The 13177-nt window shown below is 43.9% G+C and carries 12 protein-coding genes; 3 read left to right on the forward strand and 9 right to left on the reverse strand.

From position 1 onward, the window contains the following. Positions 1-21: 21 nt before the first annotated feature. Together MSG36_RS10830 and MSG36_RS10835 are read right to left on the reverse strand one after the other, a co-directional pair. Complete coding sequence (locus MSG36_RS10830) at positions 22-1041, reverse strand: DUF2955 domain-containing protein (protein WP_048606138.1); 1020 nt, start codon at positions 1039-1041, stop codon at positions 22-24. After that, on the reverse strand, positions 1031-2152 hold the full coding sequence (locus MSG36_RS10835) for an HlyD family secretion protein (protein ID WP_009844846.1): 1122 nt from the start codon (positions 2150-2152) through the stop codon (positions 1031-1033). Before MSG36_RS10835 ends, MSG36_RS10830 begins: the two co-directional genes overlap by 11 nt. Positions 2153-2311: 159 nt before the next feature. On the opposite strand from MSG36_RS10835, the gene MSG36_RS10840 reads away from it, so the two are divergent. Beyond that, on the forward strand, positions 2312-3307 hold the full coding sequence (locus MSG36_RS10840) for a helix-turn-helix domain-containing protein (RefSeq protein WP_248367729.1): 996 nt from the start codon (positions 2312-2314) through the stop codon (positions 3305-3307). A 37-nt stretch (positions 3308-3344) separates the two neighbouring features. On the opposite strand, the gene MSG36_RS10845 is transcribed toward MSG36_RS10840, so the two are convergent. After that, the gene (locus MSG36_RS10845) at positions 3345-4406 is read right to left on the reverse strand and encodes a GGDEF domain-containing protein (protein ID WP_050632972.1); all 1062 of its coding nucleotides are present in this window, start codon (positions 4404-4406) and stop codon (positions 3345-3347) included. A gap of 118 nt (positions 4407-4524) precedes the next feature. Continuing rightward, entirely contained in the window at positions 4525-5529 is a 1005-nt protein-coding gene (locus MSG36_RS10850; protein WP_248367730.1) for a Solitary outer membrane autotransporter beta-barrel domain, read from the reverse strand. Positions 5530-5872: 343 nt separating this feature from the next. Here MSG36_RS10850 and MSG36_RS10855 point away from each other — a divergent pair, with 343 nt between their 5' ends. Next, complete coding sequence (locus MSG36_RS10855) at positions 5873-6340, forward strand: hypothetical protein (protein ID WP_004731619.1); 468 nt, start codon at positions 5873-5875, stop codon at positions 6338-6340. Positions 6341-6436: 96 nt separating this feature from the next. Here MSG36_RS10855 and MSG36_RS10860 read toward each other — a convergent pair whose 3' ends face one another. The 5 genes from MSG36_RS10860 to MSG36_RS10880 all read right to left on the reverse strand — a co-directional run bounded on the left by MSG36_RS10860 (position 6437) and on the right by MSG36_RS10880 (position 11878). After that, positions 6437-7648, reverse strand: coding sequence for a carbohydrate porin (locus MSG36_RS10860; RefSeq protein ID WP_248367732.1), 1212 nt, complete (start codon positions 7646-7648; stop codon positions 6437-6439). 153 nt (positions 7649-7801) lie between these two features. Then, positions 7802-8395: a DUF3299 domain-containing protein gene (locus tag MSG36_RS10865; protein ID WP_248367735.1), complete on the reverse strand. Its 594-nt coding sequence runs from the start codon at positions 8393-8395 to the stop codon at positions 7802-7804. 159 nt (positions 8396-8554) lie between these two features. Next, positions 8555-9931, reverse strand: a complete 1377-nt coding sequence (locus tag MSG36_RS10870; RefSeq protein ID WP_048606124.1) for an amidohydrolase family protein — start codon at positions 9929-9931, stop codon at positions 8555-8557. Positions 9932-10288: 357 nt separating this feature from the next. Continuing rightward, a complete protein-coding gene (locus MSG36_RS10875) occupies positions 10289-11269 on the reverse strand; it encodes a helix-turn-helix transcriptional regulator (RefSeq protein ID WP_348983444.1) in 981 nt (326 codons plus the stop codon). A 180-nt stretch (positions 11270-11449) separates the two neighbouring features. Beyond that, positions 11450-11878 (reverse strand): PACE efflux transporter, encoded by a 429-nt coding sequence (locus tag MSG36_RS10880; RefSeq protein ID WP_065681706.1) that lies wholly within the window; start codon positions 11876-11878, stop codon positions 11450-11452. A 138-nt stretch (positions 11879-12016) separates the two neighbouring features. On the opposite strand from MSG36_RS10880, the gene MSG36_RS10885 reads away from it, so the two are divergent. Next, positions 12017-12919, forward strand: coding sequence for a LysR family transcriptional regulator (locus MSG36_RS10885; protein ID WP_248367739.1), 903 nt, complete (start codon positions 12017-12019; stop codon positions 12917-12919). The last annotated feature ends 258 nt before the right edge of the window (positions 12920-13177 follow it).

Genomic DNA, 13177 nt, shown 5'->3' on the forward strand with positions numbered 1-13177 from the left:
AGACGTCCTTGTTAGACAAAATTAAGGCTGATTTTGTAGGAACTTCCAATTCCGTGTTTCTAGGAATAGAGAAGCCAAAATCATATATATGCCAATTAACACTAATTGGAATATGCGTATAAGGGTGTTGCTATCGATGTCACCGGAGCTCATCAATGTGCTACCAACAAGTACGAGCAACGTACTAAATGCAGTGGCGAAAATAGGTGCTTTTTCGGGAACCGTGTAGATCTTGGTAGCCATAAGAATGGCAATAAGTCCTATAAACAAAGAATAGAAGACAATGTTGGGTACTATAGAAAGAATTGAAAAAGCAGCAATCGCCAGCAATCCTCCGATACCGTTACTTATCACCAGAAAAGCGCTCAACTTTATCGACTTCTCTGACGTAATCATCAACGATAACAACGCGATGAACATCATTGTCAGTAAAGCTTCAGATATTTGAAAGATAAAGAAAAAACAAACCACTGGATAGGAGATGATCATCGCCCTAAAGGCTGCATACCAACGCTGTTTCTTTTCGAGTGGCGCAGCAGCGAAGCCAGAAAACGCCGATTTAGGCTCAGGGAAAAACACATGCACTAACGCAAAAAGCATGACTGAAACCACACCAGAGGTCGCTAAGCCAGAGGCCAGCATGACTGAAACGCCAGGGTTATCAATCGCCATGAATGGCAACATCAAGACCGCAATCAACAGTATGGTGGCGAACAGGTTCCATTTGGGGTCGACAAACAAGTAGTAGCCCCAAAGCATCATTAGCCCCACTAAAATCAGCAATGGGATTGGGTAATGGGTAATTCCTCGCGACAGCAATAAACCTAACCCCATTGTCACCACAACGGCCAAGAGCAATTCGTAGACCGTTTCCTTATGGAGATTTGGTTTATCAATTAAGAACTTAGCTGTGAACACTGGCGCCACAAACGCAAGTGGCCAGTTTATCCACGCCGCCAAGAAAACAGCCAACGTAACCCCGACCGTAAATCGCAGGATACGTTGCTGTGTTTGTTGGTCAGGAATCGGCTTATCGGACATAAGACAATACGCTAATCAAACGAATCCATACTTTGCCTATCGCGTTGAACACAAAGTTGTCACCGCTATAAACAATCACATCCGCTTGGCCACCGACTCGGAGCATGCCTGTCACTTCTTCATTATCAAATTCAATGGTGATAGGAAGCATCTGTGTTTGGCGCAACCAACCCGTTTGTTGGCTAGCTTGAGCAAGCTTACCTGCTTGGTCATTTTGCCCCCAATCAACACCCCAATCGATACTACTTACGCGCCCTTTTACCACTTTGCCAGGTGCGAAATCTAACGCCACTTCAACTTCATCACCGACCGTTACATTACCTAGGCTGTTCTCTCGATAATAAGCTTCAATCCAAATATCTTCGGTTGAAACAAAGGTCATGATTGCTTGCCCTGCTGATGCATAGAAACCTTCAGACAGGCTAAAGTTAGAGACACCACCTTGTGTCGGTGCAGTAATCACAGTGCGCTCTAGGTTCAATTGAGCTTGTTCAAGTGCCAGCAACGCCGCTTTCACTTGGCTATTTTCTTCGCCTTCTTTACCCATTTGTTTCTTAGCACGGTCAAGGTCAGCTTCTGCATTCACAACCGCCGCACGAGACGTTGCTAATGCTGCTCGCGCTTTATCTGCATCTGATTTAGAAACGACACCTTTATCGGCCATCTCTAAAACACGCTTAGCTTGCAGTTTGGTGTTTTGTCTTTCAACAATCGCTGAAGTGAGTTTTGCTTGGGCTGAAGCAATGCTCGCGGTTTGCGCACCGACATTTTGGCCAGCGATCTCTAAATTTTGCTCGGCTTGCTGGACGGCTATTTGGTAATCAGACTCATCTAAAATGGCTAACTTGTCGCCCTGATTAACGAGTTGGTTAGGTTGAACAAGAATATCGAGTACTTTACCCGACACCTCAGGCTTGATTGGAACGATATAACCTTTTACACGAGCATTATCAGTAATAGGAATGATGCGGTCTGAAATAATACTGAAGATCAACATGAACGCCACGAACAATAATAAGTAGTTGGTGACCTTTCTTACTTTGTCTTTTCCATTTTCTTGCTGGCCAACTTCTTCCTTGGCTTCTTGCGTATTCCCGTTGACTTCTGACATGGGACTCCCTTCTAGATAACTAACATCAACAAAATTAATACTTTAAAAATAAACCCGGTAATGGAAAACTCAAGTAAATAGGGTTAGATTTAGTAAACAAAACGTTGCAAATGATATGCACGTCTAATAATGCGACAATATATACAGGATTGTATTCTAATGAGCTCTAGTCACTACCAAGTCCCGGTAATTCAAACGAACTACGCCAAAATTCTGGTTCAGGTTTTTTCTGACTATGGTCTCGACCTTCACCTTTTGCTCAAAGATTCTGGTTTGCCGCCCGATCTCATCGAATCAGAAAGCGACTTCGTGCCATCAGAATCGATTAAACGTTTGATTTATCTGACATCCGCACAACTTGGTGTTTCTCGGTTCACCGATATTCTCGGACTCGCATTTCGACGTCGAATCATCCCAAATGTCTTGCATCAATTTACCGAATTCGAAACCATTGGTGATGCACTAAAACAGATCAATTCAATCTTTGCCTATGATTCACCAGGCAGCAAAGTCGAGTTTATCCAAGAACACGGTCAGAGCTGGTTTTGCCGCACAGCACCGGAAGACAACTCTCCCATGTTTCAATGGGGCGAAGCTTTCGCTGTTATTTATATCATCGAGTTAATAACCATTTTGTCGCAATCACCATGGTTACCGACTAAGGTTCGCTTGCAAGGGCATGACATCGATGTCGTCAAAACACTGGTATCAAGTAACTGCCAACTGTTTGTTGATCATTCGTCGACTGCTGTGCAGATTCCTGATGAGATCTTACAACTCCCAATCCGTCTTACGTCTAAAGACCTCAGTGCAAAGCCGACACTTATTGAGTGGCATACCAGCTTTACCGATAGTATTTATGAGCTTCTAAAACCGTACATGAAAGAGCAAGACCTCTCTCTTGAAGAGGCGGCAGAGCTGCTCAACTTTTCAGTGCGAACGTTCCAACGCAAACTCAAGAATGAAAACACCACTTATCGAAAGATCAAAGAGAACCTGATGTTTTCTGTGGCTTGCGAGCTGATGGAAGAAGGCCACACGCTGACCTACATTTCTAGCCAGCTCGGTTACACCAACATCTCTCATTTTTCCCGTGCGTTTAAGCGTGTGTCTGGCCTTACGCCGAAGATTTACCAACGCTCAATCTCGGCTTAGATACCACTCTCACCGATTAGCTAAGTGCGACCAACTCTTAGCCAAGCGCTATGGAGGTCGCACAGCCTGAGCTAGAGCTACACACTCTATTTCGCCCGTTACCTTTAGCGCGGTAAAGTGCCTTATCTGCACTGCGATAGGTCGCTTCGGCTTGCGCCTGTATTTCAGACACACCACTGCTCACGGTCAGATTCAATGTAGTCCCTTTGGTAATCACTTCTTTCAATCGATACATCGCCTCAAACGCTTCTGCTAAATTGGTTTCAGGCATCAAGATAGCGAACTCTTCTCCGCCTACTCGCGCAACGATGTCAGTGTCTCGGCTATTGTTTCTCAGCAGCTCAGCGACCTCTTTCAGCGCTGAATCACCTTGGTCGTGACCGTGATTATCATTGATAGCCTTGAAGTGATCTAAATCGATCAACGCCAAACAGGAATGCGTGTAACCATAACGCTCTGCCAGGTTTGAATAATGTTTTAAGTCGTTATCAAAGCGGCGTCGATTCCAGCACCCTGTCAGTGAATCGGTTTCGACCAGCATTCTTAATCGACGCTCCAATATCTTGCGTCGGCTTATATCCGTAAAGGTCACCACGTACTTATTATTATGCGGCAGGATTTCGGTTAGTTTTTCCACTACAACGTTAACGGTAAACTGCTCACCAAGTCGACTGACGCCACTCAACTCACCTTTCCATCTCTGGTTTTCCTTTAGTGAGCGAGTAATGGTCGCGATTAGGCTGCTGTTATTCATAAAACAGAGATCAGAAATCGGACGAGATTCAACTTGGTCAAAGGCATAACCTGAAACCCGAGAGAACTGTTGATTGACTTGTATGACTCTCAATTGACTATCGAGGACGATAAAACCTGCGACACCATCAATGATCGCTTCCGACAAGTTATTCTTACTTTGAGCCATTTCATGTCGATAAAGGCGTGCGGTAATCAGAGTGCTAAGTAAAAACAAGGCGCACACCGAAAAAACCATGGCTGGCGTAGAAGCAATACTCAGCAACCACAAGCTAAATGCCATATTGAGGACAAGTGCAGACACCACGTATAGCGGCATTTTTCGGTCATAACTTAACTTGTTCATAGTTTGCTCTGATGATGGGCGAATGACTATGATGGCTAAGTTTTGATTAAGATATTTACCATTTTACGACACATACAAATTCAAATTATATGAGTACTTTGAAGATCAACAACTTATGCTAATTATTGAGTAAGAATAGCAAGCTACCGCCACTGAGTGAGCTGCCATAATTGAAGTTAATTCCAATCCCGAAGTTGTCAAAAAAGTAAGAGTCATAAGGCACATCAAATACTAATCCTGCCCCAAATTCATAGTAATAGTGCGTATCTAAAGGAGCCGTCAAATCACCCGCGACATCGATTCTTGTTAAGTTATAGTGGATTTGAGGGTTATTCAGCGACCAAGCATCGAGCGCTACATTTTGCCTAAACTCTAGTTCATTAATGAATCGCATCCCTTCTGGGTTACCGATATCGCCATCGTTCGCTTCGCCCCAGCCTGTTCCATAAAAGTAACGAACTCTTGAAGACACATTCCAACTGCCCCACTCCTTTGGTTGCAAGTATTGAAGTTTGACTGAAGGTTCTGCAACAAGCGCCCATGCTGATGTATTCAACGCGTAGCCGTCTAGCTGAGATTGAAATGCTTGAGAGTAGCTGTTGTTGTATTCGTATTTATTGCGGTAATAGAGCAAGTGAGTGCCTAAGCCATAGGCGATAGACCAATGTTGGTTTAAATGGTTTTGCCCTCCAAAAAAGCCATACAGGCTCAATACCGAGTCTTCATTTGGGTTAACACGACGGTCAGGAGTCACATCTGATGAGATCTCAATATCCTGTTCAGAAAGCGCATAAGACCCTCGCACAGACCAAATAAGGTCAAAGTCAGGGTCATCCGTTTTAATCACGGAAGAGTAAGGGATGGAGCCCACACTCACTTGGCTTCGAGTATCGATGGTTTTATCGGATCCAAAACCACTGTCGTTTAAGTTGATAAACGAATTAGGATCAAAATCCACAAAGCCAATTGAAATGGCATCGCTGTCAGTCAGCGCAATTGACACAGAAAATATCTTCTCTAAGCGGTTCTGAATCAATTCATTGGATGCATAGGCCGAGGAAGAACTGAGGCCCATTAAGAGCAGAATAATATAACGGGGATAGTGCGATAGGGGTGAAAGCATTAAGTTGACTCCATTCAAACTTATGCTTTAAGTGTAATTGGTAACTTAACTAATTCAATCAGAGAGTTAACGGTGTGGTTGATACTGCTCTCAGTTCCAACTGCAAGAGCGTTGCTAAATCGATGGCTCCCCAAAGTTCTTCTACGTCTTGGATTCTAAAATGAATAATCATATGCGCCTCTGTCTAAATTGGAGTCTTATCTTGGATCATTCTTAAAACCCTTACTTACCATAATGCGCCAAACTGACTTTAAGACCTGTTTCGCATATAAAACAATAAGCGGTTGAAAATTATAGGATTAACTCCTAAGTTTTTTATAACCCTTTACTCAGGAAGAAGTAGATGAGCAATATAGAAAAAGTATATGGATTTAATACGCCCCAACGACTCTTTGTCGGATACACGCTTGCGGTACTCGTCGATTTAACCGTTCTTAATTTTTTTGATGAATACTGGGACTTCGTCAATATCGAGTCTTTCACCATCTCATTTGCAGCTGCGATTCTGCTACAACTCCTGCTCAAACTGTCTATTGGCTTAGAACATAAGCTGGCGGATTACTTCAAATCTAAACCGGGGACTGCGCCTAAGATTTATCGCGGATTATCCAGTTACGTGATTTTGGTGGGCTCTAAGTTTGTGATGTTGGAAGCCATCAATATCTTATTTGGAGACAAGGTAGACTTCACAGGCCCTTGGAATGGTGTGGTGGCGTTCTTCGCTGTGGTATTCACTATTTTGGTCGCAGAGATTATTGTTTCAAAGATCTACTTCGCACTTGATGATACGCCCAAAGCCGAGAAAGCATAGCCGCTTTTGATTCAGACCTAAGACAAAAAAGTGAGCCTATCAAGGCTCACTTTTTACATCTGTTCTTTACGTTTCAGCGATTAACAAGCAAAGCTGTTAGATAAATACTCTCGCTCTAATACCAAACACCCAAGCGCTGCTTTCATTGGAGAATGCAGGATCCTTTATGTACTGGATGTCAGGCGTTACTTGGAAATGGTCACCAAACTGCATGTTGTAGTAGATCTCCGCTGTCCATTGCTCTGTGCTACCGCTTATTGCTTTCGCATCAGCTGCAAAAGAATCACCATTCACTTCCGCCCAGTTTAGCGCTACACCAAGGTTGTTGGTCGGTTTTCCTAATCCAAAGTACCCCATACCAACAGAAATCGACTTATCGTAAAGGGCAACATCTCCTTCAGAGAAACCACCACGAACAAACGGCATCACTTGATCAGTCATGAACTGACTCCATGAGAAGTTAACGCCCGAGCCACCTTCCGCAGCAAGGCTATTACTGTGGCGCGTATCGTCACCAAAATCCCATAACGTCACATGGAAGTTATCGGTGTAGATCTGCTCTTGCGAAGCCGTCCAGCCTAACTCCAGTGTTGTGAAGTAAGAGGCATCGCTGCCAAAAACGGTATCAAAGCCATCAAAAATATCATCTGACTGACCATTTGCATCGGCGATACCACCGACGACATAAAAATTCTCGCCCAACATATGACCAGCAGAAAGCGCAAGTACACCATCATCAGGTAAGCCCATCGCACCAGAGCCTGTCGAGAATGCCAAGTTAGTAAAACCAGACCATGGGCTTGCTAGAGCGTAAACATCGGCGTAGTTCGTTACATCCTGCCAACCGACAACAATAGTGCCTTTGCCATCGTTGATTTTTTGCTTCCAATTTAAGTCCGTAACACGAAACCCTTGGTCACTGTATGCAGGGCCAATTGAACCGACATAGCCAAGTGGGCCGAATGAATAGTCTTTTGGCGCAGTATCACCATAGGCATGCCTATGTTCCACCTTCCAAACTAAGCTACCTGAGTTCTGTGTGTCCTTTCCGAATAGATGCCATGAGCCGTATAATCGTGCCACACCCGACGATGCATCAACGCTATCGCCGTTGACCCCATCCACTGAGGTCAGCCCCAAAGCAAAGTAATCCGCACCAAAAGTAAAACCATCTTCAGCTAATGACTCCCTCCAAGATTTCTTTTGTGCTTTCTGCTCTGCAATTGTATTTTCAACAGAATCTGGGCCTTCAAAGTTAGCGCCGTAAACAACGCCGCTCATTGGGCTTGCCGCCATCACAATAGCCATACTTATTTTAGAGAATCTTGAGTTCATCATGTCACCAGTGCTTTTTAAGTTAGTTTTATTTTAGTTATTACTCACATTGAAAATTGTCATTTGATGACACGGGGTGATTTAAATACTTCCAACATGAGATTGGAGCGCACTAGATGCGCTAGCTTAAGGTTGATACTGCTCTATACCGTCCGCTTTCATCGCATAGACCGACTGCACGTTGGCTGCGCCGTCAGAGTAATTCACATTTTCTTTCGATTGATGCCCTGTTAACTCACCTTCAACCCAAACTGGCGTCATTAAGCTCACCAATTCAATACCTTGAGGGTAATCTATCAGCACCAATTGATTCGCTGGAGGTGGTGGTGTGTGGATACAAGCTCCTGCAGAAGGCACTAAGAAGAACTTAGTAACTTTAGTTCCGTCCATTTCAATCGGAGTGATATAGCCAGGGATTCGATGCTTACTACCGACAACCTCATTATTTGGTTTAGAACCTAACGCTTCTCGTTGCTTCATAATTTGCTCACGAGCAACAAACAGCGCTTCAACATCGACGTCTTGCTTTCTCAATCTCTCTGTCACTTCAATTATTTCTTGCGTTGCTTCGTCACTTGCGACAAAACCGTCTTCAGTTTGCGCGTCTTTAAAGCGAGCAATGGTCGCCATATCAAACATCTGATTTCGATCAAGCTTTTGAAATGGGTCTTCTATCAACTCCATGCTTGGAACTAACTCGTCCCAGTATGTAACTTTCACTTCGCTAGCCAATAATGAAAATGACAAACAACACAATACAAACAGAGAACAAATTGGCTTCAAAATAACCATGACACTTTACCTCACACAAACATCGTAAAACTACGTTAGGTAGAGGAGAAATTCCCCCTACCTAACTATTAAACATCAAACCAAAGATTACATTTCGTTGCGATATACAACGCCATCTTTCATTACCAATTTAATCGTATCGATAGTCTTGTATTCAGGATCAGCGTCGAACCACTCGGTGGTCGCACCTAATACCGTCATGTCTTCCAGTGGATTACCATCTACCAGTAGAATATCTGCAACGGCATCCTTTTCGATGACACCTAACTTACCTTGGGTTGTGCCTCTAGGACCTGACATCGCTAACATTTCACCAGCTGTAGAAGTCATTTGTTTCAGCACTTCGAAGTTGCTACCAAACGCTTCTGTTCTCCAGTAAATTTCGTAACGACGAGCTCTCTCGGCATCCGAGTCTGCACCTACATAGTCTGATGCAAAAACAACCTTCACGTTATTTTCAAGTAGGCGTTTACCGTAGTCACCATACTGCTCTTGAAGCTGAGCAACCATCGGCAGTTTTTCTGCAGGCATAAGTGGATTCTTTGCTAGATCTGGTGATAGTCCCCACATCTGTGGAACAACGTATCCACCCTCTTTTGCAATTCTCTTCATCGTGTCGTCATTAATAAAGAACCCGTGCTCGAAGGTTTTTACGCCACAATCAAGCAGACGATTTACCGAGCGATCATTGAATGTATGCGCAGCAACATAAGTGTTCCAATCTTTTGCTGCTTCAACGATGGCGCAGGTTTCGTCTACCGAGTATTGAGTTGTATCAATCGGGTCAAATCGAGATGAACCACCACCACCGGCCATGATCTTTATCTGAGTCGCACCATTGCGTAAGTTCAGCCTTGTCGCTTTGAGTACTTCAGGCACGCCATCGGCTACAGCGCCAATGCCCATTCTTTCGAAGTTAGAAATATCCCCTACCAAATTAGGCGTGAAACCGGGATCACTTCTATCTCGGAAATCACCGTGACCTGATGTTTGAGAGATAAATGCGCCAGACGGATAAATTCGAGGACCAACGACATTGCCACTCTCAATTTCGCGAGCCAAACCGAAAGCAGGTCCGCCCATATCACGGACGGTTGTAAAACCATCATCTAAGTAGCGCTTAGCCACTTGCGTTGCATGAATAGAGATGTCGGTGAGATCTTTATTGGTTTCGATGTCACCAAAATTATAGTTCATCATAACGTGAGCATGGCCATCGATTAAGCCGGGCATTAACGTCTTGCCCTCGCCATCAATCACTTTAGCTTCAAGGGCTTCAATTGGGTTTGCCGAAATTTGTTTGATTAGATTGTCTTCAACCAGTACGTGATGATCTTCGTAAAGTTTGTTTTCTGTACCATTGAAAATATCAACATTGGTAAATAACGTTGATGCCGCATTTGCAGATAGAGCAAATGAACACGAAAGAGCAACAACAGAGAGTTTTAAGCCTGCATTTTTCATTTATACACCTTGATTCCGTTTATGAGTGGAGTCCACTTCCCATAACGATTCCGTAACTACTAATGAGTGTCATGAGGTTTCAAAGGTGTTTTTGTTAGCCGCGATAATCACAAAAATCTAATCAAAATTCCGGGAAAAAATCGAGGCAAAAACAACTCATCAACATTCAATAACTTAGTAGTGATACTGCCAGTGTTCAAGGTTGATAAATGGCCATTTGGTGACAATAAATAATTATGCGTTCAGGCTACGGTTTCTGCTTACTGGCTGGAATTTTTACTTACTGGCTAGAGTTTCGCTGCGGAGCGGTTATTGCCGAAGCTCTTACTGGTAGCTTGGTACTGCTGCTTACCGGCGTTAGCTGTGCTCTTTTCGGTACTGTCTTGGCGTCATGTTCATCTGTCGTTTGAAGGCACGGGTAAAGTGGGAAGAATCGGAATACCCCATCTTCGCGCCCACTTGCGTGATCGATAGATCGGACTGCTCTAGCAACTCCAAGACCTGCTCAAGAACCATCTCTTCAATCAAGGTTTTGTAGACCACCCCTTCATTTTCCAACCGACGCTGGATTGTTCTGACATGAATATTCAGAATCTCAGAAGCTAAGCTAATTGGGAGTTTCCCCATCGTGAGATAAGGTTTAATAACAAGCTTAAAAGCGCTCAGGAATGAGCTAGGTAAAGGCTTAGTGAGATCTGATACTTGAGCAATTTTGGGTAAAACAATCGGTGCAAGCATGATGTCTTCAGGGATCTCAAAGGCAGTGACCGGTCTATGCGTATAAAACTGAGCACTGCCCATTTGTGGTAGAGATTGAAAGCATTCGAGATCGCCATTCTGAATGCCAACCTCAGACGGCTTCCAACGACTTTGCGTTAATACTGAAAGTAGCTCGTTGATGAAAATAACAGAGAACAGTTCAGCGAACTTAAACCAAGGTGCGTTAGTAAATGGCTTCTCGCGAACCAACCACCACTTGCCTCCGGATTGCTTGGTATAGACATTCGCACCATTGGATACGAGCTTCAACTGCTCACCAAATTGGTCTAGCGCGTTTTTCAATGAATCCTGCTGGCTTAGCTTAGCCACAAACCTTGGCACATAGGTTTGCTTGCAAAAACTCCACATAAACAGCGAAAACTCTTCTCTCGACGCAGATTCCCCCATAATCTTGACCACGTTTTTAACTGTTGTCTCAGGGAGATAATCGTAATGGTCATTACTGGTGAGAATATCATTAGGGATTTGGGCACTGCGTAGTAAGGTGTAGATTTCACCATCAATATGTTTGAACAGTTCCGCGAACACTTCGACTTCTTTCTTATCGACAACTGTCATTATCTGAGGGGTATTTGGCATCCTTTCCCTTATCTATTCGTTCACGAACTCAAATTATCACCTTTTTTAAGATAGCAGAACAAACGCCGCGTTACCTAGACCTACTAACCGGATGTCTCCGTCAAAATAACGAATAAACAAACGGTTAGTAGCCAAACTCGTGTTTACTGACTTGGTAGATTACTGAACGGCTAAGTCCGCTCTGCGTACCCAGAATGCTCGTATATGATCGTAAATCAGATTAAACACAAACGCGTAAATGGTAATAAAAATGGTCACGCCGATATCCATTAAAAATGCCTGCCAAATCCCCACATCAAGTAAGTAAGCCATCACTGGGATCGTCGCCACCAGCAAGCCTGCCTCAAATAGCACGACATGAAAAACACGTAACTTTAGCGAACGCTTTGATTTTTCACCCGTGAAGTAGCGATCAAAAATGCGGTTGAAACAGTAGTTCCAAATCATCGCGATGGTCGCAACAACTATCATGGTTCCTGATAAGGTATTCACATCATGATCGGTAAATATCGCTAAGCCTATAATTGATAGTGTGACGGCCAATACTTCAAATAACACAGAGTGAAACACTCTTTCTAACGTACTCATACATTCCTCTAAATAATCTATTACGTGCTGGATTGGTCGAGATTATGTCACCGAAAACAATAAGAGAAAGTTAACAGCCATCACGATTAGTGATAGCTTAAGTATAAGTACCCCATTTTGTATTGACCGAGAGATAACATGTACAGTTTTGAGCAACTAAAAGTCTTCGTCACCGTGTGTGAAAGTGGCTCTTTCTCTGCCGCCGCTCGCAAACTGAAACGCGCTCAGTCTGGGGTCAGCCAGTCGATCGCTAACCTCGAAATTGCCATTGACCAAGAGCTGTTTAACAGAGAGAAAAACATCCCCGTTTTAACCAGTAAAGGTAAAGCGTTATTGCCTGTGGCTAAGTCCATTCTTGACCAGCAAAAGTACTTCGATCAAAAAGTAGAATCGCTGACCCAAGAAGATGAGCACGAACTGATCATTGCGGTTGATGAAAGCATCATAGACAAGAACTTCATTAAGATAATCAGCTCACTGGCCGATCAATTCCCGATCACACACTTCGATATCATTGCCACTTCAACCTTTGATGTTGAAGACCTAGTAAGACGTGGAAAAGCACAGATTGGTATTATCTACGCGGACGGCGAACTTAAAGTCGATATGGACTTCTTCTTGCTGGGCCAAGCGCGTTTCCTAACAGTTAGCTCTGCCACTCATGAACTCAGCCAAATGTCGGTAGTACAAGACTCAGACCTCAAGCGCTATCGCCAATGTGTGCATCGCAGCTCAAAGCAGCGCGAACTGTGGTTCACCTACGGTATTAGCTCGATGCTTTGGTATGCCAACAACCACAAGACCATTGTTGATCTCGTTGAACAGAACGTGGGTTGGGCTAATGTGCCCGAGATGATGGTGATGGAAGGCATTCAAAAAGGCGACCTTGTGGCGTTACCTGTCTCACACGAGCATGGGGGTTGGATTACTCCAGTGGGATGTTTGGTGTCTCGCAGCCACATCAACGGCCCAGTACTCACCAGCCTTATTGAGAAGCTTAAGGGACACTCACTGCAATACAATCAATGGCAGGCTAACTAGCCTCCCCTGTTCTTCACACATCGTCAATTCATAGATTCAATATCGGCGCTGAACTCACCACCGCTACCTCATTTCTGCTTATCTTGCCGATAAATATCTTTGTCGTGTGGATAAAACACCCTAGTTGATGTCCCAAAGTGACATAACTACTATGCGATCCCAACGGGTTTGTCTTTTCAAACGAATATAGACAGGCCCAAATCGCTCTTTAACACCACTGACCCAACTTCAAATCTCCCAGATAAGCGCTCAGCCTTG

This window comes from Vibrio sp. 1CM8B, assembly GCF_023161685.1.
Classification (GTDB): domain Bacteria; phylum Pseudomonadota; class Gammaproteobacteria; order Enterobacterales; family Vibrionaceae; genus Vibrio; species Vibrio coralliirubri.

Bases quoted from the DNA above. Each gene is read 5' to 3' on its own strand.
- MSG36_RS10830 (WP_048606138.1), bottom strand. From the start codon at position 1,041: ATGTCCGATAAGCCGATTCCTGACCAACAAACACAGCAACGTATCCTG.
- MSG36_RS10835 (WP_009844846.1), bottom strand. From the start codon at position 2,152: ATGTCAGAAGTCAACGGGAATACGCAAGAAGCCAAGGAAGAAGTTGGC.
- MSG36_RS10840 (WP_248367729.1), top strand. From the start codon at position 2,312: ATGAGCTCTAGTCACTACCAAGTCCCGGTAATTCAAACGAACTACGCC.
- MSG36_RS10845 (WP_050632972.1), bottom strand. From the start codon at position 4,406: ATGAACAAGTTAAGTTATGACCGAAAAATGCCGCTATACGTGGTGTCT.
- MSG36_RS10850 (WP_248367730.1), bottom strand. From the start codon at position 5,529: ATGCTTTCACCCCTATCGCACTATCCCCGTTATATTATTCTGCTCTTA.
- MSG36_RS10855 (WP_004731619.1), top strand. From the start codon at position 5,873: ATGAGCAATATAGAAAAAGTATATGGATTTAATACGCCCCAACGACTC.
- MSG36_RS10860 (WP_248367732.1), bottom strand. From the start codon at position 7,648: ATGGCTATTGTGATGGCGGCAAGCCCAATGAGCGGCGTTGTTTACGGC.
- MSG36_RS10870 (WP_048606124.1), bottom strand. From the start codon at position 9,931: ATGAAAAATGCAGGCTTAAAACTCTCTGTTGTTGCTCTTTCGTGTTCA.
- MSG36_RS10875 (WP_348983444.1), bottom strand. From the start codon at position 11,269: ATGACAGTTGTCGATAAGAAAGAAGTCGAAGTGTTCGCGGAACTGTTC.
- MSG36_RS10880 (WP_065681706.1), bottom strand. From the start codon at position 11,878: ATGAGTACGTTAGAAAGAGTGTTTCACTCTGTGTTATTTGAAGTATTG.
- MSG36_RS10885 (WP_248367739.1), top strand. From the start codon at position 12,017: ATGTACAGTTTTGAGCAACTAAAAGTCTTCGTCACCGTGTGTGAAAGT.